Origin of the sequence: Burkholderia sp. lig30 (genome assembly GCF_000687455.2) — a bacterium.
In the GTDB taxonomy this organism is placed as follows: Bacteria; Pseudomonadota; Gammaproteobacteria; order Burkholderiales; family Burkholderiaceae; genus Burkholderia.
Genome location: NZ_JGVW01000061.1, coordinates 58,392 through 83,856, shown reverse-complemented (window position 1 = coordinate 83,856; position 25,465 = coordinate 58,392). Strand labels below are relative to the sequence as shown.

Annotated in this window: 24 protein-coding genes and 2 pseudogenes; 10 read left to right on the top strand and 16 right to left on the bottom strand. The window is 70.5% G+C overall.

The window, feature by feature from the left end:
* Both LIG30_RS08130 and LIG30_RS08125 read left to right on the top strand, forming a co-directional pair.
* Positions 1-1,469 (top strand): ABC transporter permease (locus LIG30_RS08130; RefSeq protein ID WP_038711135.1); only part of this gene is annotated, 1,469 nt, incomplete at its 5' end.
* Between the two features lie 34 nt (positions 1,470-1,503).
* The gene (locus tag LIG30_RS08125) at positions 1,504-2,553 is read left to right on the top strand and encodes an ABC transporter ATP-binding protein (protein ID WP_038711133.1); all 1,050 of its coding nucleotides are present in this window, start codon (positions 1,504-1,506) and stop codon (positions 2,551-2,553) included.
* Between the two features lie 239 nt (positions 2,554-2,792).
* Here the strand turns inward: LIG30_RS08125 and LIG30_RS08120 are convergent, their stop codons facing one another.
* The 8 genes from LIG30_RS08120 to LIG30_RS08085 all read right to left on the bottom strand — a co-directional run bounded on the left by LIG30_RS08120 (position 2,793) and on the right by LIG30_RS08085 (position 8,429).
* On the bottom strand, positions 2,793-3,293 hold the full coding sequence (locus LIG30_RS08120; protein WP_038711131.1) for an SRPBCC family protein: 501 nt from the start codon (positions 3,291-3,293) through the stop codon (positions 2,793-2,795).
* Between the two features lie 15 nt (positions 3,294-3,308).
* Positions 3,309-3,938 carry a LolA family protein gene (locus LIG30_RS08115; RefSeq protein ID WP_038711129.1) on the bottom strand — a complete coding sequence of 210 codons (630 nt, stop codon included), beginning with the start codon at positions 3,936-3,938 and terminating at the stop codon, positions 3,309-3,311.
* Positions 3,935-4,345 carry a quinol oxidase gene (locus tag LIG30_RS08110; protein ID WP_038711148.1) on the bottom strand — a complete coding sequence of 137 codons (411 nt, stop codon included), beginning with the start codon at positions 4,343-4,345 and terminating at the stop codon, positions 3,935-3,937. Before LIG30_RS08110 ends, LIG30_RS08115 begins: the two co-directional genes overlap by 4 nt.
* Positions 4,346-4,421: 76 nt before the next feature.
* Positions 4,422-5,204 carry an anti-sigma factor family protein gene (locus tag LIG30_RS08105; protein WP_200929651.1) on the bottom strand — a complete coding sequence of 261 codons (783 nt, stop codon included), beginning with the start codon at positions 5,202-5,204 and terminating at the stop codon, positions 4,422-4,424.
* Positions 5,201-5,716, bottom strand: coding sequence for a sigma-70 family RNA polymerase sigma factor (locus LIG30_RS08100; RefSeq protein WP_038711126.1), 516 nt, complete (start codon positions 5,714-5,716; stop codon positions 5,201-5,203). The genes LIG30_RS08105 and LIG30_RS08100 overlap by 4 nt, the downstream gene beginning before the upstream one ends.
* A 27-nt stretch (positions 5,717-5,743) precedes the next feature.
* Positions 5,744-6,103 carry a COG4315 family predicted lipoprotein gene (locus LIG30_RS08095; protein WP_038711124.1) on the bottom strand — a complete coding sequence of 120 codons (360 nt, stop codon included), beginning with the start codon at positions 6,101-6,103 and terminating at the stop codon, positions 5,744-5,746.
* 139 nt (positions 6,104-6,242) lie between these two features.
* Complete coding sequence (locus LIG30_RS08090) at positions 6,243-7,487, bottom strand: NAD(P)/FAD-dependent oxidoreductase (RefSeq protein WP_038711123.1); 1,245 nt, start codon at positions 7,485-7,487, stop codon at positions 6,243-6,245.
* A gap of 156 nt (positions 7,488-7,643) precedes the next feature.
* Complete coding sequence (locus tag LIG30_RS08085) at positions 7,644-8,429, bottom strand: ABC transporter substrate-binding protein (RefSeq protein ID WP_038711121.1); 786 nt, start codon at positions 8,427-8,429, stop codon at positions 7,644-7,646.
* A gap of 387 nt (positions 8,430-8,816) precedes the next feature.
* Here LIG30_RS08085 and LIG30_RS08080 point away from each other — a divergent pair, with 387 nt between their 5' ends.
* The 5 genes from LIG30_RS08080 (at position 8,817) to LIG30_RS08060 (ending at position 13,991) form a co-directional block, all read left to right on the top strand.
* Positions 8,817-9,779 (top strand): ornithine cyclodeaminase family protein, encoded by a 963-nt coding sequence (locus LIG30_RS08080; RefSeq protein ID WP_038711119.1) that lies wholly within the window; start codon positions 8,817-8,819, stop codon positions 9,777-9,779.
* A 108-nt stretch (positions 9,780-9,887) separates the two neighbouring features.
* On the top strand, positions 9,888-10,538 hold the full coding sequence (locus LIG30_RS08075) for a helix-turn-helix transcriptional regulator (protein WP_038711118.1): 651 nt from the start codon (positions 9,888-9,890) through the stop codon (positions 10,536-10,538).
* 242 nt (positions 10,539-10,780) lie between these two features.
* Positions 10,781-11,569: a sulfite exporter TauE/SafE family protein gene (locus tag LIG30_RS08070; RefSeq protein WP_038711116.1), complete on the top strand. Its 789-nt coding sequence runs from the start codon at positions 10,781-10,783 to the stop codon at positions 11,567-11,569.
* A 251-nt stretch (positions 11,570-11,820) separates the two neighbouring features.
* A complete protein-coding gene (locus tag LIG30_RS08065; RefSeq protein ID WP_152986037.1) occupies positions 11,821-13,206 on the top strand; it encodes a TAXI family TRAP transporter solute-binding subunit in 1,386 nt (461 codons plus the stop codon).
* 146 nt (positions 13,207-13,352) lie between these two features.
* Positions 13,353-13,991, top strand: coding sequence for a DsbA family protein (locus LIG30_RS08060; RefSeq protein ID WP_038711115.1), 639 nt, complete (start codon positions 13,353-13,355; stop codon positions 13,989-13,991).
* A gap of 114 nt (positions 13,992-14,105) precedes the next feature.
* On the opposite strand, the gene xdhC is transcribed toward LIG30_RS08060, so the two are convergent.
* From xdhC to xdhA, 3 genes are read right to left on the bottom strand one after another with little or no spacing between them, the layout of a single operon-like run.
* Positions 14,106-14,672, bottom strand: coding sequence for a xanthine dehydrogenase accessory protein XdhC (xdhC, locus tag LIG30_RS08055; RefSeq protein ID WP_038711113.1), 567 nt, complete (start codon positions 14,670-14,672; stop codon positions 14,106-14,108).
* A gap of 1 nt (position 14,673) precedes the next feature.
* Positions 14,674-17,052: a xanthine dehydrogenase molybdopterin binding subunit gene (gene xdhB / locus LIG30_RS08050; protein WP_038711111.1), complete on the bottom strand. Its 2,379-nt coding sequence runs from the start codon at positions 17,050-17,052 to the stop codon at positions 14,674-14,676.
* A gap of 23 nt (positions 17,053-17,075) precedes the next feature.
* On the bottom strand, positions 17,076-18,617 hold the full coding sequence (xdhA, locus tag LIG30_RS08045) for a xanthine dehydrogenase small subunit (protein ID WP_038711109.1): 1,542 nt from the start codon (positions 18,615-18,617) through the stop codon (positions 17,076-17,078).
* A gap of 242 nt (positions 18,618-18,859) precedes the next feature.
* Between xdhA and LIG30_RS08040 the strand changes: the two genes are divergently transcribed.
* Positions 18,860-20,074 (top strand): MFS transporter, encoded by a 1,215-nt coding sequence (locus LIG30_RS08040; RefSeq protein WP_038711108.1) that lies wholly within the window; start codon positions 18,860-18,862, stop codon positions 20,072-20,074.
* 183 nt (positions 20,075-20,257) lie between these two features.
* Here LIG30_RS08040 and LIG30_RS08035 read toward each other — a convergent pair.
* Positions 20,258-20,398, bottom strand: a pseudogene (locus LIG30_RS08035) (LysR family transcriptional regulator); the annotation flags it as partial.
* Between LIG30_RS08035 and LIG30_RS27625 the strand changes: the two are divergent.
* Positions 20,390-20,542: pseudogene (locus LIG30_RS27625) on the top strand (FAD-dependent monooxygenase); the annotation flags it as partial. The pseudogenes LIG30_RS08035 and LIG30_RS27625 overlap by 9 nt on opposite strands.
* Positions 20,543-20,555: 13 nt before the next feature.
* On the opposite strand, the gene LIG30_RS08030 reads toward LIG30_RS27625, so the two are convergent.
* From LIG30_RS08030 to LIG30_RS08020, 3 genes are all read right to left on the bottom strand, one after another.
* Positions 20,556-20,990 (bottom strand): hypothetical protein, encoded by a 435-nt coding sequence (locus LIG30_RS08030; RefSeq protein WP_038711104.1) that lies wholly within the window; start codon positions 20,988-20,990, stop codon positions 20,556-20,558.
* A gap of 389 nt (positions 20,991-21,379) precedes the next feature.
* Entirely contained in the window at positions 21,380-21,922 is a 543-nt protein-coding gene (locus LIG30_RS08025; protein WP_038711146.1) for a flavin reductase family protein, read from the bottom strand.
* A gap of 109 nt (positions 21,923-22,031) precedes the next feature.
* Positions 22,032-22,970: a DMT family transporter gene (locus LIG30_RS08020; RefSeq protein WP_051994918.1), complete on the bottom strand. Its 939-nt coding sequence runs from the start codon at positions 22,968-22,970 to the stop codon at positions 22,032-22,034.
* Between the two features lie 138 nt (positions 22,971-23,108).
* Here LIG30_RS08020 and LIG30_RS08015 point away from each other — a divergent pair, with 138 nt between their 5' ends.
* Positions 23,109-24,056: an AraC family transcriptional regulator gene (locus LIG30_RS08015; RefSeq protein WP_152986036.1), complete on the top strand. Its 948-nt coding sequence runs from the start codon at positions 23,109-23,111 to the stop codon at positions 24,054-24,056.
* 57 nt (positions 24,057-24,113) lie between these two features.
* Here LIG30_RS08015 and LIG30_RS08010 read toward each other — a convergent pair whose 3' ends face one another.
* Entirely contained in the window at positions 24,114-25,322 is a 1,209-nt protein-coding gene (locus LIG30_RS08010) for a pyridoxal-phosphate-dependent aminotransferase family protein (protein ID WP_038711103.1), read from the bottom strand.
* Between the last annotated feature and the right edge of the window lie 143 nt (positions 25,323-25,465).

Sequence of the window (25,465 nt, the reverse complement as noted above, 5' to 3'; positions counted from 1 at the left end):
TCGATCGCATCGGACGCGCCGCGACCTTCGGCGCGTCCGATGCGATCGACCTGCTGTGGCGCCCGCTGGTCGGCGAGCTGCTCGTCAACACGCTGGCGATCACGTTGGCGGTCACGCTCGCGTGCGCGCTGCTCGGCACCGCGGTCGCCTGGCTCGTCGAGCGCACGACCTTGCCCGCGCGGCCGCTGTGGGCCGCGCTCGCCGCCGCGCCGCTCGCGGTGCCGCCGTTCGTCACGAGCTATGCGTGGGTGTCGCTGAGCCTCGACCTGCAGGACTTCCTCGGCGCGCTGATCGTGCTGACGTCCGCGTATTTCCCCCTCGTCTATCTGCCCGTCGCCGCCGCGCTGCGGGAATTCGATCCCGCGCTCGAGGAGAGCGCCCGCACGCTCGGCTGCTCGCCGTGGCGCACCTTTCTGCGGGTCGTGCTGCCGCAACTGCGTCCCGCGCTGTGCGGCGGCATGCTGCTCGTCGCGCTCGGCGTGCTGTCCGAGTTCGGCGCGTTCCAGCTGCTGCGCTTTCGCACCTTCACGACCGAAATCTATGCCGAGTACCGCACCGCGTTCGACGGCGGCGGCGCATCGGTGCTCGGCTGCGTGCTGATCGCGCTGTGCCTGCTGTGCCTCGCGATCGAGGCGCGCGCACGCGGCCACGCGCGCTACGGCCACACGCACCGCACCGCGCGGCGCGCCGCGATGCGCTACCCGCTCGGGCGCTGGCGCGGCGCCGCCGTCGCGGCGCTCGCCGCGCTCGCGGCCGCCACGCTCGGCGTGCCGCTCGCGATGATCGGCTACTGGCTCACGCAGCAAGGCGCGGCCGCCGTCACGCCCGCCGACGTGTCGCCCGGGCTGCTGTGGCAGACGACGCTCGCGTCGGCCGGCTACGGGCTCGCCGCCGCCGCGCTCACGACGCTGCTCGCGCTGCCGCTCGCGTTCCTGCTGGTACGCTACCCGGGCCGCGTCGCGAGCGCCCTCGAACGCACCGCGATGACCGTGCAGGGCGTGCCCGGCATCGTCGTCGCGCTCGCGATCGTCTCGATCACCGTGCGGCTGCTGCAGCCGCTGTACCAGAGCGCGCCGGCGCTCGTCGGCGCGTACGCGATCCTGTTCCTGCCGCTCGCGGTCGTCAGCGTGCGCGCGGCGCTGTCGCACGTGCAGGCGCGGCTCGAGGAAACCGCCCGCTCGCTCGGCCTCGGCTGGCGACAGACGCTGTGGCGCGTCGTGCTGCCGCTCGCGGCGCCCGGCCTCGGCGCCGCCGCGACGATGGTCTTCATCTCGGTGGCCACCGAACTGAACGCGACGCTGCTGCTGTCGCCGACCGGCACGCGCACGCTCGCGACCCAGGTGTGGAGCGATACCGCGACGCTCGCGTTCGCCGCCGCCGCGCCGTATGCGGCGCTGCTGGTGGCGCTGTCGCTGGGCGCGTCGGGGCTGCTGTTCCTGTTGCTCGGCCGGGCATCGGTGCGCCGCTGAGCCGCGCCGCCCGTCCCTCCTATCGGATACGCTCATGAGCGAATTACGCATTCACGGCCTGCACAAGTCGTTCGGGCCGCACGCCGTCCTGCACGACATCGACCTGACGGTGCGGCGCGCGTCGCGCCTCGCGCTGCTCGGCCCGTCCGGCAGCGGCAAGACGACGCTGCTGCGCATCCTGTGCGGCTTCGAGCGCGCCGAGCGCGGCATCGTCGAAATCGACGGCCGCCGCGTCGCCGCGCCCGACCTGCACCTGCCGCCCGAGCAGCGCCGGATCGGCTACGTGCCGCAGGAAGGCGCGCTGTTCCCGCATCTGACGGTCGCGGACAACATCGCGTTCGGCCTGCCGCGCGCCGCGCGGCGCCAGCAACATCGCGTCGCCGAACTGCTGGAGATGGTCGGCCTGCCCGCGTCGTACGCAAGCCGCGCGCCGCAGCAACTGTCCGGCGGCCAGCAGCAGCGCGTCGCGCTGGCCCGCGCGCTCGCACCCGAGCCGTCGCTGGTGATCCTCGACGAGCCGTTTTCGTCGCTCGACACGTCGCTGCGCCACGAGACGCGCACGGCCGTCGCCGACGCGCTGACGGCGGCGGGCGCGACCTCGGTGCTCGTCACGCACGACCAGCCCGAGGCGATGGCGCTCGGCGACGAGGTCGCGGTGCTCTGGCACGGGCGCATCGTCCAGACGGCCACGCCGCGCGCGCTCTACGGCACACCCGCCACGCGCGAGCTGGCGGGTTTCGTCGGCCACGCGGTGCTGCTGCCCGGCGTCGTGCGGCAAGGCCGCATCGCGTGCGCGCTCGGCGAACTGCCGCTGCGCGTGCCGTTCGCCGACGGGCCCGCAGAAGCGATGGTGCGTCCCGAGCAGATCCGCATCGCGCCGGTCGCACCCGGCGGCGCAACCGCCGGCATCGTCGCGATCGTCGAGGACACGCGTTTCGGCGGTCAGGACGCCGACGTGTTCGCGCGGCTCGCGCACGCGCCGGACATCCGCGTGCAGGCGCGCGTGCCGGGACACTGCTGTCCGGCAGCCGGCGAGCGCGTCACGCTGAGCGTCGACGGCGGCGCGATGGCTTACGCGTGCTGACGCGCGGCGGCGCTCGAGTCGGAGAGTCACTGAGTCTCTGAGTCTCTGAGTCTCTGAGTCTCTGAGTCTCCGAGTCTCCGAGTCTCTGGGTCTCTGGGTCTCTGGGTCTCTGGGTCTCTGGGTCTCTGGGTCTCTGGGTCTCTCGGTCTCTCGGTCTCTCGCTCTCTCGGTCTCTCGGTCTCTCGGTCTCTCGGTCTCTCGGTCTCTCGGTGTCAGAGTCCTCGCCGTCCGCAGAGGCGTCACGCGCCGGCGGCTGGCGCGAACGTCCGCCCGTCCACCTCGACGCATGCGCCGAGCCGCTGCGCGAGCCCCCTCGCGCCCTCGCGCATCACGACGTCGTGATTCCATTCGAAGAGTGGCCGGACGAGCGGCGCGAGCCAGTTCATCCAGCGCACGTGCGTCCGGATGTGCCAGTCGTAGCGCACGACGGTGCGCTCGCCGTCGCCGGCGAACGCCCAGCGGCCGTCGCCCTCGACCGCGCCGCTCGCGCGGCCCGCCAGCGCCTGCATCGGCTCGATCCGCAGCACGCGCATGTCGAAGGTCAGCCGGTACGGCAGCGCGCCCTTCCAGGTATAGCGGTGCAGCGCCCCCACGCCGTGCGCGTCGCCGCGCTCGATCTCGACCGTGCGTTCCGCCCCCTTCCACCAGCCGGGCCATTCGTCGACCTGGTAGATCGCCTCCCAGACCGCCGGCAACGGCGCATGGACGCGCCACGTGGTCGAAAACCGGTACTCAGCCATCCCGCCTCCGGCGCGTCACGGGTCGAAGAAATGATCGGGAAACGCGACGTCGATCTCCACGTCGTCGAGGATCACCGTTTCGAGCGGCGTGTCGTCGTCCGCGAAACTGACCACCTTGAGCGGGAAGCCGTCGACCGCGTCGAGCCAGAGCTGATAGCGATGGATGCCCCCGGCCCGCTGCGCGGGCGCGCCGGTGACGCTCACGCGCACGGCCGTGCGGCCGCCCATCGTCTCCTCGCCCTGCATCGCGGTCACGCCGCCTTGCTGCAATGCCCGGACGTGGCGCAACAGTTCGCCGACGTCGGACTGGTCGACCCGGTGGCCGTTCGGGTCGCGCACCAGCGGATTGGCCGGCGACAGCGACAGCGCCGGCGGCAGCCCGGCGCCGAACGGCCGCACCCGCACCTTGCGAACGAACGGATCGTAGGTCAGCACCGCGCCGTGGTGCGGCGCGACGAAATCCATCCGGACGTAGCCGGGCTTGCGGTACGCATAGCGGATCTCGGTGTGCGCGCCTTGCCGCGCCCACGAGCGGATCGTCGCCCGGTACGAGGTGGCATGCTCGAAATGTTCCTGCGCGACGGTCACGGGATCGTTCACGATGCTCGCTCCTGACAGGGCGGCGGCCAGCAGGATGGCGATCACGGCGCCGCCTCGACCTCCAGCACGCCTTCCATGCCGCGCTCGCGATGGCTCTTGAACAACAGGAGCCGATGCGTGCAGTAGTACGCGTAACGGCCCGCGCGGGTCGGCGTGAAGCGGAGGGTCGCCGGGTTGCGGCTCAGCTCGGTCCGCACCACGATGCCCGCCTCGGGCGCGTCGATCGAGAAGCTGTGCGGAATCAGGCCCGCCTCGGCCGACACCGTCAGCTCGACCGGCACATGCGCCCTGACGATCACATGGCTCGGGCGAAAGAAATAACTGCCGCCGACGATGGTGGCGCGCTGCACGCCGTCGGCATCGACCGGCGCGCGATAGGGCGCGTCGTCGGCATGCGCGAGCGGCGCGCTCGCCGCCAGCGCCAGCAACAGGATCCGGGTCGTCCGCCACATCGCACCCTCCGTGATCTCGCCCGCACCGCACCCGATGCGGTCATCCGGCCGCGACGCGCGCAGCCCGCGCACCGCGTCATCCTTTCCACGCATCCGTCGGCCCGCCGAGCGCGCCGCACGCTTCCATCGCGAGCTCGCGCAGCCGCGCGGCGTCGCCGCGCCCGGACAGCGCATAGCCGATCCCGCGGTCGGTCCAGTAGAACGTGTGGCGGCCGTCGGCGAGCAGCGCGCGCGGCGTCAGGTTCCGTCCGGCGACGGCGGTCTCGTACAGCGTCACGCGCTCGCCGCCCGCGCGCTGGTACATGAATTGCGCGGCCGGGCCGGATTCTCCGGGCAACAGCCGGCCGCCGATCAACGTGTAGCCGTATTCGGCCAGCGACGGCGCGCGCACCGGCCGCCCGACGCGGCTCGACAGCCACGACGCGAGACGCTCCGGCTGCGCCGCGTCCATCTCGACCGGATGCTGCCGGTCGGCCGCATACACCGCGTAGGCCACGTCCGCACGCTCGGCAAAGGCCGGCTCGCGCGCGAACCCGGCCAGGCCCGCGTGCAACGCGATGCCGAGCAGCAGCCCCGCCGCGATCCCGCCGACGCCGAACGCGACCGCACGCCGCCACGACGGGCGGCGCTGCACGAACATGGCGGGCGCAGCGCCGGACAGCGGGAACATCGCCTGCAGCGCGGCGCGTTGCGCGCGGTAATGCGCGAGGCGTTCGGTCTCCTCGTGATCGGACTGCAGACGCGCGAGCACCTCGCGCCGCTCCGGCCCGGACAGCTCGCCGTCCAGCAACGCGGACAGCAGCCGGGCGGACGCGTCGGCGTCCGGTTCGTTCGAGGGCTTGTGCGGATCGTTCATCATGCCTTCCTGATCACCCGTAACGCGGCGCCGCGCGCGGCCGGCTCCTCCGACAGCAGCGCGCGCATGTGCTCGCGCGCCCGCGCCAGCCGGGACATCACGGTGCCGACCGGCACCGCCAGCACCTGCGCGGCCTCCTGGTAGCGCAGCCCTTCCAGCGCCACCAGCAGCAGCACCTCGCGCTGCTCGACCGGCAGCCGGTACAGCGCGCGCTGCACGTCGCGCAACACCAGCCCGCTGATCTCGCCCGCCGGCGCCGGCATCGTCTGCCACGGCGCGCACGCGTCGTCGACCGCGATCTCGCGCCGCGCGCGCAGCTGGTCGATGAAGCGATGGCGCAGCAGCGTCAGCAGCCACGCGCGCAGATTATCGTCGGGGCGCGGCGGGTGCTTGTTCAGCGCGCGCTCCACCGTGTCCTGCACGAGATCGTCGGCCCACGCCCAATCCCCCGTCAGCGCGCGCGCATAGCGCGTCAGGTGCGGCAGCCAGACCAGCAGGTCGGATTCGTAGCTCATGCGGATGTCCCGTGTCGGGCCGCGCCGTCACGGCCGCGCCACGTGCCACATCCCGCCCATGCCGTCGCCGAGTGCGTCGCCGGCCTTGCGGTCCATTTTCCAGCGGTACAGCGGGCGGCCCTTGTACGCCCATTGCCGTTTTCCGTCGACGCGCGTGACGAGGCTCCATTGGCCGGCCGCCTTGTCATACGCATCGGCCAGCGCCGGCGGCCAGCTGGCCGTGCATGCGCTGTCGCACGCGCTCTTGCCCGGCGCGTCCTGATCGAATACGTAGAGGGTCATATGGTCTTCGTCGACCAGCCTCCCGCCGCTGACCTGCGGTAGTTCCGCCGACGCGGGCAACGACGTCCCGGCCGTCAGCGCGGCGATGAGCAGCATCCGTTTCATTCCCGTTCTCCTTCGCATGGCATCGCGGCGCGATCGGCGTCGCGAAACGGGATGATCGACTCCATGACGGCCATTATCCCGCTGCGCGCGAGCGCCGTGACTCGGTAGATAAACGGACGGACGCCCCTGAAAATTCCACTCAGTCGAAACGCGCGGCCCGGTACGGGTGCGGATCGGTGAAAGTGGGCGCGCCGGTCATCATCTCGGCCAGCAGGCGGCCCGTCGCCGGCCCCAGCGTCAGCCCGTGGTGGCAATGGCCGAACGCGAACCACAGGTGCCGATGGCGCGGCGCGGGGCCGATCACCGGACGCATGTCCGGCGTGCACGGACGCATCCCGAGCCACGGCGCCGGATCGAGCCGCTCGCCGATACCGAACGCGTCGCGCGCCAGCGGCTCCGCGCGCGCCAGCTGGATGCCGGTCGGCGGCGCGCCGCGCCGCGCGATCTCGACACCGGTGGTCAGGCGCAGCCGGCCGCCGTCCATCGGCGCGACGACGAAGCCCTGCTCGGTGTCGCACACCGGCACGGTCAGCGGCGTGCGGGTCGGGCGGTAGTGCATGTGGTAGCCGCGCTTCGCGCGCAACGGAATCCGGTAGCCGAGCGGCGCGAACACCTGATCGGACCACGGACCGAGCGCGACGACCGCCTCGCGGGCCGCGATGCGCCCGCTCGCCGTCTCGACGCTCCAGCCCTCGCCCGCCTGCGCGAGCGTCGTCGCGTCGCCGTGCAGGAACACGCCGCCGTTCTGCTCGAACAGCCGCGCATAGGCTTTCGTCAACCCGCCGGGGTTCGACACCGTCTTCGGGTCCTGCCAATGAAACGCACCGCAGAACGCGTCGCCGATGCTCGGCTCCTTCGCGCGCAGCGCCGCCGCGTCGAGCACCGTCATGCGCAGGCCGTGGTCGCGCGCGATGCGTTGCTGCGCCCGCGTCTCCGCGTCGAAATGCGCGGGCGAGCGGAACGCCTCGATCCAGCCGCCGTCATGGACGAGCGGCGCGGCGCCCGCGCGGGCAATCAGCGCGTCGTGCTCGTCCACGCTCGCCGCGACGAGCGGCAGCATGTCGTGCGCGGCGGCGGCGAGCCGCTCGGGCGACGACTCCCGCCAGAAACGCGCGAGCCAGCCCGCATAGGCCGGCAGCGCCTTGTAGTCCCAGTAAAGGTCGATCGAGCGGTTGCGCGCATAGCGCAGCAGCGTGCCGAACGTGCGCGGAAACGCGTACGGCACGACCGACGAACGCTCGATCAGCCCCGCGTTGCCGTGGCTGGTTTCCTCGCCCGGCCCGCGCCGGTCGACGAGCGCGACGCGCCGGCCGCGGTCCTGCAGGTGCAGCGCCGCGGACACGCCGACGATGCCGGCTCCCAGAACAATGACGTCGAAATCCATGCTTCCTCGTGTTGCGTCGAGATCGGCTGTGTCGGGTGGCGCGGGCCGGGCGTCGCAGGCCGCGCATCGTCGGCCCGCCGTGCCCCCGCATGCCGTCCGGCCGGCCGCCGCGCACCCGCGCACGGGCAGGATCGGGCTACCGGCCGGCGGCCGCGCTTACTTCGCGATGATGTCGCGCTTGAAGTACTTCTGCGACAGCGCGCTCAGCGTGCCGTCCTTCTTGAGCGCATCGAGCGCGCCGACGATCTTCGCCTGCAGCGCCTTGTCGCCCTTGCGCGTGCCGAAGCCGGTGCCTTCGCCGAGCGTCGCCGGATCCTTCAGCGGCGCGCCGACGATCTGGTAGTCGCGGCCGGCGGGCTTGTCGAGGAAGCCGTCCTGCGCGGTCTGCGCTTCCTGCACCGCCGCGTCGAGGCGGCCGGCGACCAGATCCGCGTAGATCTGGTCCTGATCCTGGTAGGACACGACCGACACGCCCGCGCCGGCCCAGTGCGCCTTCAGGAAATCTTCCTGCGACGAGCCCTGCAGCACGCCGACGCGCTTGCCGCGCAGGCTGGCCGCATCCGGCTGCAGCGGCGCGCCGCGCTTCGCGACCATCACGATCGGCACCACGTAGATCGGCGGCGTGAAGTCGATGCTCTGCTTGCGCTTGGCGGTGATGTTCATCGCGGAGTTGATCGCGTCGAACTTGCGCGCCTCGAGCGCGGGAATCAGGCCGTCGAACGCGTTCTCGACCCACACGCACTTCATCTTCAGTTTCGCGCACACCGCATTGCCGATGTCGACGTCGAAGCCTTGCAACTGCCCGGCCGGCGACTTGCTTTCGAACGGCGGATAGGCGGCTTCGATCCCGAAGCGCAGCGTGTTGGCGGACTGCTCCGCATGGGCCGCGACGGCCACGCTCGCGAATGCCGCGGCGGCGCAAAGAGAAAGCTTCCAGTTCATGACGATTCCTGTCTGGGTTGAGGCAATGAGTCGGCGACGTGCCACGCCTGCCGCGACGCGCGCCGGTGACGCCGGAGCCGACGGCATGCGGCAGTCCGGACGGCGGCGGCGCCGCAGGCAAAAATGGACTTAAAGTCTACTATAGACTCAACCGAATACAATATTCGCGACATCCCGATGCGCGGCCCGCCCGCCGCGCGCGCACCGGCATCGACGCGCAGTCCATTGATTTTTATGGATTTCCAAGCTTCCGCATCCGCCCGCGCCGCCCGTTCCGCATGAACTCATGCAGCGCATTTCAGTCTATACTAGACTTTTAGTCCACCAAAAATCCCTCACCGGGCACCGCGCCGCGAGGCCGCCCGGCTCCCGACTGGAGATGCTTTCATGACTCACGCCGCACCGGCCCTGCCCCTCACCGTCGACGAAGCGGCGGTGCGCGCCGCATTGCCCTCGCTCGACGTGCTCGGCACGCTGCGCCGCATGTTCGGCGCGCTCGGCGAAGCGCGCGCGGTGCAGCCGCCGCAGACGCTCACGCTGTTTCCGGAGCAGGCGGGCGACTTCATCACGTATCTCGGCGCGCTCGCCGACGAACAGGTGTTCGGCGCGAAGCTGTCGCCGTACATCGTGACGGGCGGCAAGCCGATCGTCACCGCGTGGACCGCGCTGATGTCGATGCGAACCGGCCAGCCGCTGATGTGGTGCGACGCCGGCCTGCTGACCGTCGAGCGCACCGCCGGCACCACGGCGCTCGCCGTCGACTGCCTGGCGCCGGGCGCCGCGCGGCGCCTCGCGATCGTCGGCGCGGGCGCCGCGGGTCTCGCCCACCTGCGTCACACGGCGGCGCTGCGCGACTGGGAGACGATCGACGTCTACTCGCCCTCGCTCGCCGGCGACGCGGCGCGGCAGGCCGCGCTTGCGCAGCTCGATCCGCGCGCGAAGGCGGCGGCCAGCGTCGAAGGGTGCGTGCGCGACGCCGACGTCGTGATGCTGTGCACGTCGTCGGGCACGCCGGTGCTGCATGACGGCATGCTGACGCGCCCGGCGCTCGTCACGTCGATCAGCACCAACGTCGCGCAGGCGCACGAGATCCCGCCCGCGTGGCTACCCGGCATGGACGTCTATTGCGACTACCGGCACACGACGCCCGCGAGCGCGGGCGAGATGCAGCGCGCGGCGGCCGAGCACGGCTGGACGCCCGCGCAGGTGGCGGGCGACCTGCCCGAGCTGGTGCGCGGCGCCTGCCCGGCGCCGTCGCGCACGCGCCATGCGTTGTTCCGCTCGATCGGCCTCGGCCTCGAAGACGTCGCGATCGCGCACGCGCTCTACGCGCACCTGACGCGCGCGTGAACGTCACGCGCGCGCCGGGCCGATACAATGGCGCCAGGCGCCGCCGCGGCCCGGCGCGCCCGCGCGAACGGGCCGCCCCGGCGCGGCCCACTCCCGGTAGCGACTCCGATGCGCAAGAAGAAGATATCTCCCGTCAAAGACCTGCTGCTCACCCGCTATGCGCCGATTGCCGACGGCATCGCGGCGCTGTTCTTCCCGTACGCGGAAGTCGTGATCCATGATCTGCACGACCAGACCGTGCTGTATCTCGCGAACAACCTGTCGAAGCGCGAGATCGGCGACGATTCGGCGCTCGAGGAAACCGAACACTCGGCGCGCGAGCGCGTGATCGGCCCGTACGAGAAGCTCAACTGGGACGGGCGGCGGATGCGCTGCGTGAGCAACGTGCTGTTCGACGACGACGGGCGCCCCGCCGGGCTGATGTGCATCAACTTCAACATCGCCGTCTTCGAGGACGTGCGCGCGACGCTCGACCTGTTCATCAAGGGTGCGGGCGTGGTCGCGCAGCCCGACGAGCTGTTCCGCGACGACTGGCAGGAGCGCATCAACACGTTCCTGCACGGCTGGCTGCACGAGCGGCAGATCGGCCTGAACGGCCTGACCCGCGAACACCGCCGCGAACTGGTCGAGGCGCTTTACGCGGAAGGCGCGTTTCGCGGCAAGAGCGCGGCGAACTATGTCGCGAACGTACTCGGCATGGGGCGCGCGACCGTCTACAAGCACCTGAAACATCTGAAGGAAACGCGCGGCGACGCGTGACGCGAGCGCGGTGCCCGACGCCGGGCGTGAACGCGTGACGTGCGTCTGGCCGGGCGCTCCATGGCAGGATGCACCAGTCCGGGGCGCGCGCGGCGAGTCGGCCGGACGGTCCGGACCTCGGCTCGCGGGCGCGCCAAACGTCCGACTTTTAACTCAGTCGTACATCGATTCGCCAGTTTTGCGACAATGACGGACTTTGACCCGCGTGCCGCCGCCTGACGCCGCATAACCGCCTGCTTCCGATGTCGCTTCCCCATATTGACCTGCTGTACTCCGCGTCCGGCCTGTTCGTCGGATTCCTCGTCGGCCTGACGGGTGTCGGCGGCGGCTCGCTGATGACGCCGATCCTGGTGCTGCTGTTCAATGTGCACCCGGCCACGGCGGTCGGCACCGACCTGCTGTACGCGGCCGCGACCAAGGCGACCGGCACGCTGGTGCACGGGATGAAAGGCTCGGTCGACTGGCGCATCACGGCCCGGCTGGCCGCCGGCAGCGTCCCGGCCGCGGCGCTCACGCTGTGGGTGCTGCACACGTACGGCATGCAGTCGCCGGGCGCCGCGCGGATGATCCAGGTCGTGCTCGGCGGCGCGCTGCTGCTCACGTCGCTCGCGCTGATGTTCAGGCCGCAGCTCGCCGCGCTGGCGGCACGCAGCCCCATCGCGCCGAGCCCGGCGCGCACGCTGTTCGCCACGGTGCTGACGGGCGCCGTGCTGGGCATGCTGGTGTCGATGACGTCGGTCGGCGCCGGCGCGATCGGCGTCACCGTGCTGCTGCTCCTGTATCCGACGCTCGCGACCACGCGCATCGTCGGCTCCGACATCGCGCACGCGGTGCCGCTCACGCTCGTCGCCGGGATGGGCCACTGGCTGCTCGGCTCGGTCGACTGGTCGATGCTGGTGTCGCTGCTGCTCGGCTCGCTGCCCGGCATCATGATCGGCAGCCACCTGTCGACGCGCGCGCCCGAGCGCCTGCTGCGCAAGCTGCTCGCGGCGACGCTCGTCGGGGTCGGCACCAGGCTCGTGCTGGCGTAAGCCAGCCGCGCCGCCAGCCCGAAGCAGCCCGCGAGGGCCGATCGGCGCGGCCCGCCGTTCAGCACACACGCCCCCGCGGCCGCCCACCGAAAAACCGGACACGCCGACGCGTCTCCGGTTTTTTTTGCGCGCCTCGAGCCGCACGTCGATCGCGCACCGGCGCGGAACTCGGGTACCATCGCCGCGAGAGCGCGTGGCTTGCAAGCCGCGTCACCTGTGCGTCATTCCCGCGTCATTCGCCGACTGCCGCCATGAATTCGTCCCCGCCCCACCGCCGGCCGCCCCGCATCCTCGCACGCTTCGTCGCGGTGTCGTGGCGCGACCTCGCGATGTCGATCGGCCCGACTGTGATCCTGTCCGCCGGGGCCGTCTGGCTGGCGATCGCGCTGATCCAGCCCGCGCCGCCCTCCACGCTGGTGATTTCGTCGGGGCCGCCGGGCAGCACGTACTGGAACGCCGCGCAGAAGTACAAGGAGATCCTCGCGAAGAACGGCGTCACGCTCGACGTGCTGCCGTCCGAAGGCTCGGTGGCGAACCTCGCGCGCCTGTCCGACCCGCACGCGACGGTCGACGTCGGCTTCGTGCAAAGCGGCATCGGCCCCGTGTCGCGCGACGAGCACCTGATCTCGCTCGGCAGCGTCGGCTACGTGCCGCTCGCGATCATGTACCGCGGCCCGATCGTCGCCCGCCTGTCCGACTTCAAGGGCAAGCGCCTCGCGCTCGGCGCCGAGGGCAGCGGCGCGCGCGAACTCGGCCTCGCGCTCCTCAAGATCAACGGCATCGCGCCGGGCGGCCCGACGGCACTGCTGCCGATCACCGGCGAAGAAGCCGCGCATGCGCTGATCGACGGCCAGATCGACGCGGCGTTCCTGTCCGGCGACTCCACGCAGATCCCCGTGATGGCGAAGCTGTTCCGCGCGCCGGGCGTGCACGTCTATTCGTTCACGCAGGCCGAAGCGTACGCGAGGCGCTTTCCGTACCTGACCGACATCACGCTGCCGATGGGCGTCTACGACCTCGGCCAGAACCTGCCGCCCGACGACATCCACACGGTCTCGCCGACGACCGAGCTCGTCGCGCGCGACACGCTGCACCCGGCGCTGTCGGACCTGCTGATCGAAGCCGCGCGCGAAGTGCACGGCCACGCGACGATCCTGCAGCGCGCGGGCGAATTCCCGTCCCCCGTGACCCGCAGCTTCCCGCTGTCCGACGACGCGGCGCGCTACTACAAGTCGGGCAAGACGTTCCTGTACCGCCGGCTGCCGTTCTGGGTCGCGAGCCTCGCCGACCGGCTGCTGTTCATCATCGTGCCGCTGGTCGTCGTGCTGATCCCCGGGCTGCGGCTCGTGCCGGCGCTGTACGGCTGGCGGGTGCGCTCGCGGATCTACCGGTGGTACGGCGCGCTGATCGCGCTCGAGCGCAGCGCGCTCGGCGAGCACACCGCCGACGAGCGCGTGGTGCTGCTCGACCGGCTCGACGACATCGAGGACGCGGTCAACCGGATGAAGATGCCGCTCGCCTACGCCGGCCAGTTCTACGTGCTGCGCGAGCACATCGGCTTTGTCCGCGAGCGGCTGCTGTCGCACGACCACCCGCACGAGCACGGCCACAGCCAGGACGGGCCGCCCGCGGACTAGGGCCTGTTCACGCGAATAACGGGCCCCGGGCCGCCCCCGGTTCCGCATCGGCGAACGATCCGTCATCATTGCAATAGCCCGCGCCGCCGCCGCGTCACATCGAAGAAACGGCCGCGCGCCGTCCGCGTTTCCCTCAGGAGATTGTCATGACAGCCGGCCTCGATACTGCCCAGCCCGCCTGGTTTTTCGACTTCGTCTCGCCGTTCTCCTATCTCCTGCTCGAACAGCACGAAAAATGGCCGACGGTCCCGTTCGAGCCGGTGCCGGTCTCGCTGTACACGCTGCAGCGGCACTGGGGCCAGCGCTCGAGCGCGGACGTGCCCGCCAAGCGCGTGTTCACCTACCGCCATGCGCTGTTCCGCGCCGAACAGCTCGCGATCCCGTTCAGGATGCCGCCCGCGCACCCGTTCGACTCCGAGCGGGTGCTGCGCCTCGCGATCGCGCTGCGCGCCGACATCACGACGGTGCGCGACATCTTTCGCTTCATCTGGCGCGACGGCAACGATCCGTCGACGCCGGACGGCTTCGCCGCGCTGTGCGAGCGGGTCGGCGTCGGGCACGGCGACGCGCTGATCGAATTCGAGGAGACGGTCGCGCAGTTGCGCCGCAACAACGACGAGGCGCTCGCGCTCGGCGTGTTCGGCGTGCCGACGTTCTGGATGAACCAGCAGCTGTTCTGGGGCGAGGATGCGCTGCCGATGCTGCTGTACTGCGCGCGCGCGCCGAACTGGCTCGAATCCCAGGAGGTGAAGCGCGTCAGCACGCTGCCGAAGGGTCGCGCCTGATGCCTGCCGTCACGCATCGCTGACGGTGCGGGACAGCCAGCGGCCGGGACGCAGGATTCGGACTTGCGCCGGCCGCTGGAAGTCTCCGTGGGGACAAGCGGAATACAGGCGCGTTCACGGCACGCACGACGCGGCGATCTCCCCCGACGCCTTCGCCGCGGCGACCGGCATCCCTGCGCGCACCTGCAACAGCTCCGCGCAGACCGCGACCGCGATCGCGGCCGGGGTCTTGTCGGCGATGCCCGCGATGCCGATCGGGCACACCATCTCGCGCACGCGTTCGGGCGCGACGCCGCGCGCGACGAGCCGCCGCTCGAACTTCACGCGCTTCGTGCGCGAGCCGATCATCCCGAAGTACGCGAAATCGCGCCGCCGCAGGATGCGCTCGGCGAGCGTGAAATCGAGCCCGTGATGATGCGTCATCACGAGGAAGTACGCGCCCGGCGGCGCCGCGTCGACGAGCGCCTCGGGCGTGTCGGTCGGCTCCGGCTGCACGTTCGGCGGACACTCGTCGGGGAACAGCTCGTCGCGCGCGTCGACCCATTGCACGACGCACGGCAGGCGGCCGAGCAGCGTCGCGAGCGCCTGGCCGACGTGCCCCGCGCCGAACAGCACGATGTGCATCGGCACGGGCGTCCCCGTCGCGCGGTTGCGCCGTCCGGTTCCCGGTGCGAGCGTCATGTCAGCCCGCCCGCGCCGCGCGCACGGCCTGCACCGCGCGCAGGATCGCCTCGGGCGTGGCCGGCGCGTCGAGCGGCGGGTTGAGCCGGCCGTCGCCGGCCGCCGCGACCGCGTCGCGCACCGCGAAGAACACCGAGAACGGCAGCAGCAGCGGCGGCTCGCCGACCGCCTTCGAGCGATGGATGCTGTCCTCGGCGTTGCGGTTGTCGAACAGGCGCACGTTGAATTCGGGCGGACAGTCGCTGACGCCCGGAATCTTGTAGGTGGACGGCGCATGCGTGTTCAGCTCGCCGCTCGGGCTCCACCACAGTTCCTCGGTCGTGAGCCACCCCATCCCCTGCACGAACGCGCCCTCGACCTGGCCGATGTCGATCGCCGGGTTCAGCGACGCGCCGACGTCGTGCAGCGCATCGACCCGCAGCGTGCGCATCTCGCCCGTCAGCGTGTCGATCACCACTTCCGACACCGCCGCGCCGTACGCGTAATAGAAAAACGGCCGCCCTTGCAGCGTCGCCGGGTTCCAGTGCAGCTTCGGCGTCGCATAGAAACCGTCCGACCAGAGCTGCACGCGCGCGTGATACGCGTTCGCGACGACTTCGCCGAACGGCACCGCATTGCCGCCGATCCACACGCAGTCGTTGCCGAACCGCACGCTGCCCGCGTCCGCCGCGCCGCCGCCGTACCGCGTCGCGGCAAACGCCGCGAGCCGCTCGCGCAACTGCCTTGCGGCGTCCTGCGCGGCCTTGCCGTTCAGGTCGGAGCCCGTCGACGCCGCGGTCGCCGACGTGTTCGCGACCTTGCTGGTGTCGGTCGCCGTGATGCGGACCCGCTCGAAGCGGATGCCGAGCTCGTGCGCGACGACCTGCGCGACCTTCGTGTTGAGCCCCTGCCCCATCTCCGTGCCGCCGTGGTTCACCAGCACCGAGCCGTCGGTGTAGATGTGGACGAGCGCGCCGGCCTGGTTGAAGTGCGTGACGTTGAACGCGATGCCGAATTTCACCGGCGTCAGCGCGATGCCTTTCTTCAGCACCGCGTTACGTGCGTTGAAGTCGCGCACCTTCGCGCGCCGCACGCGGTAATCGCTCGACGCCTCGAGCTCGGCGAGCAGCTCGGGCAGCACATTGTCCTCCACCGTCTGGCCGTACGGCGTGACGTTGCGCCCGGTCTTGCCGTACAGGTTCGCGTAGCGCACGTCGAGCGGATCGCGGCCGAGCGTGCGCGCGATGTTGTCGATCACGTACTCGATCGCGAATGCGCCCTGCGGGCCGCCGAAGCCGCGAAACGCGGTGTTCGACTGCGTGTTGGTCTTCCCGCAGTATCCGGCGATTGTCACGTCCGGCAGCCAGTACGCGTTGTCGACGTGGCAGACCGCGCGCGTCATCACCGGCCCCGACAGGTCCGCCGAAAATCCGCAGCGCGACGTCATGTCGATCGACACGCCGTCGATGCGCCCGTCGTCGTCGTAGCCGACCTCGAAGCGGTAATGGAAATCGTGGCGCTTGCCGGTGATCGTCATGTCGTCGTCGCGGTCCGGGCGCAGCTTCACCGGGCACTGCAGCTTCCACGCGGCGAGCGCCGCGCAGCACGCGAACAGGCCCGACTGCGATTCCTTGCCGCCGAAGCCGCCGCCCATCCGCCGGCATTCGACGAGCACGCCGTGCGACGCGATCCCGAGCACTTGCGCGACGAGATGCTGCATTTCGCTCGGGTGCTGCGTCGAGCACCAGACGTGCATGCCGTCGTCGTCCTTCGGCACCGCATACGCGACCTGCCCTTCGAGATAGAACTGCTCCTGGCCGCCGACCCGCATCTCGCCCGCGTCGCGGTGCGGCGCGGCGGCGAGATGCGCGTGCGCGTCGCCGCGCGCGAGCCTGAGCGGCGGCACCACGTACGATTCGGCCGCGCGCGCCTCCTGCGCGGTCAGGATCGCGGGCAGTTCCTCGTATTCGATCCGCGCGCGCCGCGCGGCGAGCCGCGCGGTGTCGTGCGACGCCGCGACGACGACGAACAGCGGCTGGCCGGCGAACTGCACGACGCCGTCGGCGAGCACCGGGTCGTCGTGGAAGATCGGCCCGCAGTCGTTGACGCCCGGAATGTCGCCGGCGGTCAGCACGGCGGCGACGCCCGGCGTCGCGCGCACCGCATCGAGATGCATCGAGAGAATCTTCGCGTGCGCTTTCGCGGACAGGCCAAGCGCCGCGTGCAGCGTGCCGGCGACGAGCGGGATGTCGTCGGTATAGGTGGCGCGTCCGCTCACGTGCAGATGCGCGGATTCGTGCGGCCGGGACACGTGGACCTGCGCGCTGCCGGCCTCGCTGTCTGCCTCGCTGTTGGCCCGTGTATCGCGCGCGTCGAGGAACGCTTCGGCTTGCTGGTTCATGATGCCCTCCGTGGCCTCGCTCGTCAGGCGCGCGCCGCTTCCGCGGCGACTTCGCGCACGTTCACCGCGGACGGCGGAAGCGGGTCCTGCGCGCGCGTCTCGAGCCAGAAGCGGTACAGCAGGTTCTTCGCGACGTCGAGCCGGTAGCCGCTCGTCGCGCGCATGTCGGTAAGCGGCGCGTAGTCGCGTTCGAGCGCCTGCATCGCCGCCTGCACGGCCGCCTCGTCCCAGCGTGCGCCGTCGAGCGCGCGCTCCGCGTGCGACGCGCGCTTCGGCGTCGCCGCCATCCCGCCGAACGCGATGCGCGGCTCGCGGATCGCGTCGCCGTCGGCGATGAACGCGAACGCCGCGCACACCGCCGAGATGTCCGAATCGAAGCGCTTCGACACCTTGTAGGTGCGGAACGACAGGTTCGCCGGCGCACCGCTGCGCGCCGGCACTTTCAGCGCGGCGACGAACTCGTGCGGCGCGATGTCCTGCTTCTGATAGCCGGTGTAGAAAGCCTCGAGCGGCAGCTCGCGGACCGCGTCGCCGCCGCGCAGCACGACGCGCGCACCGAGCGCGATCAGGCCCGGCATCGAATCGCCGATCGGCGAGCCGTTCGCGACGTTGCCGCCGAGCGTGCCCGCATTGCGGATCGGCAGCGACGCGAAGCGCTTCCACATCTCGGTCAGTTCCGGATATGTGTCGGCGAGCGCCGCGTACGCCGCCTCGAGGGTGGCGCCCGCGCCGATCTCGATCCACGCGTCGCCGTGCGCGATACGCCGCAGCTCGGCGACCTGCCCGACGTAGATCAGGTCGTCGAGCGCCCGCAGCTGCTTCGTCACCCACAGGCCGATGTCGGTGCTGCCCGCGACGATCAGCGCGCCGGGGCGCGCGGCCTTCAGCGCGGCGAGCGCATCGAGGGTGCGCGGCGCCGCAAAGCGCGCGCCCGCGTGCTCGTACTCGAACGTGTCGTCGCGCCTGAGCGACGCGAGCGTGCGCGCGAGCGCGGCAGCGTCGACGGGCGATGCCGGTCCCGCCGCCCCCTGGCCGGCCACGTCGAACATCCGCACCGCCGCATCGAGGATCGGCCGGTAGCCGGTGCAGCGGCACAGGTTGCCGGTCAGCGCGTCGGCGATCTCGTCGCGCGACGGTACCTCCTTCGCGCCACCTGCGCGGCCGCAGGCTTCGCCGCCGTGCTTCTCGTACAGCGCCCACATCGACATCACGAAACCGGGCGTGCAGAAGCCGCACTGCGAGCCGTGGCAATCGACCATCGCCTGCTGCACCGGGTGCAGCGAGCCGTCCGGCCGGCGCAGGTCCTCGACGGTCAACAGCGCCTTGCCGTCGAGCGTCGGCAGGAACCGGATGCACGCGTTGACGGCGTTGAACGCGACCGTGCCGGCGTCGGTCAACTCGCCGACGACGACCGTGCATGCGCCGCAGTCGCCTTCCGCGCAGCCTTCCTTGGTGCCGGTGCAGTGCGCGTCCGCGCGCAGGTATTGCAGCACGGTGCGCGTCACGTCCGCGCCGTCGACTTCGCGGATCGCGTGTCGATGATAGAAACGGATCGGCTCGCTCATGTGTCGTGTCGTCTTTCTGGTTGGGCAACGCGGCCCGCGCCGGACCGCTGCTGTCGTTGATGACAGTGTGCACCCTATCACCACAAATTTCCGCCCCCCATAGCCGGCTGCGCATGCCGGCCATATCGGCGCCGCGATATGGGGGGCCGACCATGAATTAACCAAATAGTACCTGCGACAAAACCGGTTCCATGTAAGAATTCGACTTTCCTGTCCGGCTTCCGGCCCTCCGTTCCGACCCCATGTCAACCGATTCTGCCTCGACGCCGCGCAGCGGGTTCGCCGTCACGCTGCAAATCGTCTCCGTCGTCGTTTTCACGTTCATCTGCTACCTGACCATCGGCCTGCCGCTCGCGGTGCTGCCCGGCTTCGTCCACAACGATCTGGGCTTTTCCGCGATCGTCGCCGGCGCGGCGATCAGCGTGCAGTATTTCGCGACGCTCGCGTCCCGCCCGCTCGCCGGGCGTCTGGCGGATTCGCTCGGCCCGAAGCAGACCGTGGTGTGCGGGCTCGTCGGCTGCGGCGTGTCCGGGGTGCTGCTGCTGGTCGCGCTGCTGCTGGCCCGATGGCCGGCCGCGAGCATCGTGCTGCTGGTCGCCAGCCGGCTCGTGCTCGGCGTCGGCGAGAGCCTGTGCGGCACCGGCTCGATCCTGTGGGGCATCGGGCGCGTCGGCATCTCGCACAACGCGCGCGTGATCTCGTGGAACGGCATCGCGACCTACGGCGCGCTCGCGCTCGGCGCACCGGTCGGCGTCGCGATCGCCCATGCGCTGAATCCGGCGCTGATCGGCGTGATCGTCATCGCGCTCGCCGCGGCGGGCTTCTATCTCGCGCGCCTGATGCCGGCCGTGCCGGTCGTGCACGGCGAACGGCTGTCGTATGCGAGCGTGTTCACCCGCGTGCTGCCGCACGGGGTCGGGCTCGCGCTCGGCTCGGCGGGCTTCGGCTCGATCGCCACCTTCGTGACCCTGTATTACGCGGCGCGCCACTGGCCGAACGCCGCGCTGTCGCTGACCGTGTTCGGCACGCTGTTCATCGGCGCGCGCCTGCTGTTCGCCAACATGATCAAGACCTACGGCGGCTTCCGGGTCGCGATCGTGTCGTTCGCATTCGAATGCTCGGGGCTCGTGCTGCTGTGGCTCGCGCCGGTGCCGCACGTCGCGCTCGTCGGCGCGGCACTCACCGGTTTCGGCTTCGCGCTGATCTTCCCGTCGCTCGGCGTCGAGGCGGTCTCGCTCGTGCCGCCCGCGAGCCGCGGCGCGGCGCTGTCGGCCTATTCGGTGTTTCTCGATCTGTCGCTCGGGATCACGGGGCCGCTCGCCGGGTATGTCGCCGGGGAGTTCGGGTATCCGCAGGTATTCCTGTTCGCAGCCGTGGCGGCGGCGGCGGGCGTCGCGCTGTCGGCGGCGCTGTATCGGCGTCAGGCACGGCTCGGGAGAAGTGGCGCGGTGGCCTGAGGGCGCGGCGCGTCGGGCTGGCGCCCGCGAGATGCAAGAAGCCGTCCGCATTGTACGGGCGGTTTTTTTTCGGGCCACCCCGACCGCAAACGGGAATGTCCTCGCGGCAGCACCCAACAGGACAGCAAACCATCCATCACCCTATCTCTTGCTGAATGGTTCGGAATTAGCGCCGATCGATTAGCGCCGATCGAACAGGCGGCGCTGATAGAAGCCCCCCTTGAGTTGCGGCAGCAGGCCGATGGCCAGATCGACTCGGCCGTCGACCATCTCGTCGCTCAGATTGACGCTGGTGTTGCGAACCGTATCGAGCGCGACGCCAGGCCGCTGGAGCAAGGGCCGCGTGACGCTGATCGGAGATGCCGCGCAGGCGCGCGCGACAGCGTGCTGCATCACCTGGACTGGATCCACGATTTCGACGCCCTGGCCGAAGAGCCGAGCGAACGTCAGGGCGGCACCTGGCTTTGAGGCGGTGGCGCCTTCAACGGCGCTCGGTAATCGGGCCCTCGGCATCCACGCGGCCGACGGCGCCGGCGGGGCCGCCGACGGTGATCGGGCCATGCGCTTCCAGATCGCCATGCACGATCAGCGGGCCGTGCACGGTAAGCGGGCCACGAATCGTGCGCTCGCCCCAGCGCCTGCGTACGGCGGGATCGCCGGGCGGAATCCGTTCGATCCACTCCGCCGTGATCGGACCGCGGGCGTAGATGTCGCCGGCCACCGTCAGCGAGCCGTCGACCGTCACCGGCCCGAGCACGACGAGCGACCCGCTGATGCTGAGCGGCCCCGTGACGACGGGCTGGGCATATGCCGACGCGAAAAAGGCCGAAGACGCCAGCAGAACCGCGCCCGCCACGGTGCCCCGCGCCAGCCTCGATGTCATGCGCTTGCCGAGCCTCGCAATGAAGCGTTTCACGTTGCCTCCTGGTCGGCCAGCTGCGCGCCCGTCATCCGTCTGCCGATTCGCGACGGGCGACTGCCGCGCAAGCGGCCTCCTGCGGTATTTTTCAGTCTAGCAACGGAGGGGGCGAACACAAGCGGCGGCAGTCGATGGCCCGACGGGCGCGATGGGCGGCCGAACGCCCGCTGCCTGCCGACGAACGGCCGTCCGGGCGCCCGAGAAGAACACTGAACGTCGGTACGCCGGCGGAACGGTTTCACCCATTCGCCGCGCCGACCGGTTCAATCGGCTGCCGACCCGGGCCGGCAGAAGGGCCGATCGCCGCGTCACGCTCCGCGCGCTCGGCCCTTTTGGCTGCCAGCGCAAGTCCGTCATTAGCGGGAACAGGCGCTAGCCAATCGACGCTAAACGCCCGGTGGGAGCCTGGAGGCCATCATCTTCTTCCGGTCGATCTTGCGCCCGTCGACAATGAACGTTCCGTCGCCCACTGCATGAACCGTGCGCTTCTCCTCGCGTGCGGTGTCGACGTAGGCGGCAACGCCCTCCAGCACGACGATGTTGTGCCTTTCGACGATGTCGATGACCTTGCACTCGATGTTGGCGACGCATTCCCTAATCAACGGTGGCCTGACGAGCCTGGCCGGCACCCGCGTGAGCTCGAACCTGGAAAACTTGTCCATATCGGCCCCGGTGCATGTCCCGATGCCGACCACCTTGTCCAGCAGGTCAACGGTGGGTATCGCAATGACGCACTCCCGATTCTTGCGCAATGCCGCGAAGGAGTAATTCCATTCACCCGTGGTGATGGCAAATACCGGAGTGAAATCCATCACCATGGTCCAGGAGACCGTCATGATGTTGTCTTTCCCCCCGTCATGTGTCGTCACGAGAACCACCGGCCCCGATTCCATCAGGGTGAAAGCCTTGCTCAGGTTCAACTCGCGCATGGAAGCCCCTCCGATCGTCATGCCGGGCGCGCGGCCCACTCTTGCCCGCGGAACCCGACAGGCAAGCATACCGGCAGAGCAAGTGCCCGCTATTGAGCGATTTCGCCTTTCAGCGCGGCGCGCGCTGCCCCTCCCCGCGCGAGCCGCTCCATCCCGCCCACGGCGCGCGCGCAAAGAGCCTGCGCGTCAGATCGAACGCGACGAGATTCCCGGCCACCACCAGCATCAGGCCGACCACCGCGAGCGCCGACCAGCGGTAACCCTCGTACACCGTCGACGCGGCCAGCGCGACGATCGGGAACAACACCGTGCAATACGCGGCGCGCTCCGGCCCGATGCGTCCGACGAGGGTCAGGTAGGCGGTGAACCCGATCACCGAGCCGGGCACGGCCAGATACGCGAGCGCGCCGAGATAGCGCGGGCTCGTGTCCGGCACGAACGACAGCCCCGCCGCGAGGCTGCCGGCGGTCAGGATCGCGGCGCCGATCAGCATGGCCCACGCGTTGGTCACGAGCGGATGGAGCCCCATCGACTGCATCCGGCTCGACAGCAGGTTGCCGGCCGAGAAGCACATCGTGCCGGCGAACGCGACCGCGAGGCCGAGCCAGATCGTGTGGTCGCCGATGTGGTGGGCCATCTGCTGCAGGAACAGACACGCGATGCCGACCAGCCCGAGCATCGCGCCGGCCAGCGCCGACGGCCGCAGCGGCCGGCCCATGAACAGCCGGCCGTTGATCGAGTTGAGCAACGGCGCGGTCGAGAACACCACCGCGACGAGCCCGCTCGGCACGATCCGCTCGGCGTAGTAGAAGCACAGGAAATTGATGCAGAAAAGCGCCACACCCTGCGCGACGAGATAGCGCCATGCGTCGCGCGGCGGCCTCGCGGGCCGGCGCAGCACCCGCAGCAGCATGAAGAGCACCGCGGCCGCAAGCCAGAAACGCCAGGCGATCGACACGGGCGGCGGCACGCTGCCGAGCTGCCACTTGATGGCGATCCACGTCGTGCCCCAGATCAGCACGGTGAGCAGGTAGAGCGACAGGTTCATTGCAAACGGGCGGCGCAAGCCGGATCGAAACGGGACACCCGACTATGCCGCTGCGCGCCGCCGGCCGATTGTCCAGGATTGCGGTCATTTCCCGCGCGGCGCGCGGCGCCCGCACGCGCGCCTTATACTCGTCCGATCATGCGCACACGTCCTTCCGTTCCGACTGCCGCTGCCTCGTCCGTGCCCGCCGCCGATGCCCCCGGCGGCGAGATGCCGTTCGGCCTGCAATCGGTGTGCCGCACGCTGAGCGAGGCGAACGCCACGCTCGAGCGCTTCGCGTGGCTCGGCGACCACCTGGCGATCGCCGAGTGGACGCGCATCACCGACGAAAGCGAAACGGTATACGAGCAGCCGGGGCATCACACGCTGTCGTGCTATCTCGACGGCGGCTACCGCACGGAGCGCCAGAAGGTGCCGGGCTACGGCGCACCCAGCCTGCTCTGCGCGTTGCCGGGCGATCACGAGTCGCGCTGGTGGGTGCGCGGCGAGATGCATTTCGTCCACCTGTATTTCCTGCCCGAGCATTTCGCACGCCGCGCGATCCGCGAACTCGACCGCGAGCCGCGCGAAATGACGCTCGCGGACCGCACCTATTTCGAGGACCCGCGGGTCGCCGCGCTGTGCCAGTCGCTCGTACTGGAGCACTGGGACGACGCCGACGGGCGGCTGCGCGCGAACGAAACCGCGCACGACGTACTGAGCCTGCTGTTGCGCGGGCAAGGCGTGGCGCGCACCGACGCGCCGTTCAAGGGCGGCCTGGCGCCTGCGGTGCGCCGCCGCGTGCGCGACTATATCGACGCGTGCCTGACACAGCCGCTGACGCTCGGCGAACTGGCCGACGTCGCGGCGCTATCCGAATACCACTTCGCGCGGATGTTCCGTCTGTCGTTCGGCCACACGCCGCACGCGTGGATCGCCGAGCAGCGCCTTGCGCGGGCGCGCACGCTGCTGCGTTCGACCGCGCTGCCGCTCGCGCAGATCGCCGCGCAATGCGGATACGCGAACCCCGCGCACTTCAGTCACCGCTTCCGCGACGCGCACGGCGCCACGCCGAATGCCTACCGGCAGGTGATGCAGGCCGGGTAGGCGCACCGCTCCCGGCTCGCACGACACACCGACGCCCGCAAGCGCCGGCGCGAACGGTCAGCCGCGCTCCGACAGCGCCTGTTCGAGCGCCGCGACCCCGGCCGGCAGGTCGACGCCCACCTTGAGGTCGAGCATCGTGCGGCCGAACGCATGCAGCGTGCGGAACAGGTTGTGTTCGCGGCACTGCTCGCCCATCTGCCCGATCCGCACGATCGGCAAGCCGAATGAGCCGGAGATCTCGACCTGGTACTGCTTCGAGATGTGCCCGCAGATCATCCCCGGCGTCAGCCCCTCGGGCGTCTCGATCCCGACCACCGAATTGAGCCGGCACGCCTTCGGCGCATAGAGCGCGAGGCCCATCGCCTCAATGCCGGCCTGCAGCGCGAGCGAGCAGCGCAGATGGCGGGCGAAGCGGTTTTCGAGGGTCTCCGCGCACACGAGACGCAACGCCTCGTGCAGCGCGAGCACACCCGACACCGGCGCGGTGTAGTGATAGCCGGCGTTGTGCCAGAAGTTCTCGGCGAGCGCCATGTCGAGGCACCAGTGCGCGTTCGGCTCGGGACGGCTCTTCATCCGCGCCCACGCCGCGTCGGAAAACGCGATCAGCGACACGCCGGGAATCGACGACAGCCCCTTCTGGCCGCCGGTGATCACCGCGTCGATGTCCCATGCGTCCATCTCGAGCGGCATCGTCGACAGCGTACAGACCGCATCGACGACGACGAGCGCGCCCGCCGCCTTCGCGAGCGCGGCGATCTCGCGCAGGTCGCGGTTCCAGACGGTGTTGGAGGTCTCCCCGTGGACGATCGTGACGACCTCCGGCCGCTCGCGCGCGATCGCCTCGGCGACTTCTTCGAGACTCGCGACCGAGCGGTCCGGCACCTCGAGCACCGACACGTCGGCGCCGACGCGCGTCGCCATCTCGGCCATCCGCGCGCTGAAGAAGCCGTTCTTGATCGCCAGCACGCGCGTGCCGCGCCAGGCGAGATTGGACATCGCCATTTCCATCGCGGCCGAGCCCGGCCCCGCGACGCCGAGCACCCATTTGGTCCGGGTCTGGAACACGTAGCGCGCCATTTCCTTGACCTGCTCGATGATCTTCGCCATCGTCGCGCCGAGGTGGTTGATCACGATCGTGTTCGCCTTGGCGACGGCGGCCGGGATCGGGACCGGGCCGGCCCCCATCATCAGCAGCGGTTCTTCGGGCAGGATCGCGTCGAGCGGCACGACGACGGGACAGGGAATCGGCGAGTAATCGATGGACATGACAAAAGAGTGGTGACGGAACGAAAAGGCGTTCGCCGCGCGACAGGCGGCGAGCCTGTCGATGATTCTCCGTTCCGCCGCGTTGCGCAAGGGGGTTGTTCGCCCTGCGCCGAACCGCATCGGGGTCGCGGCGCCGCCCGGCG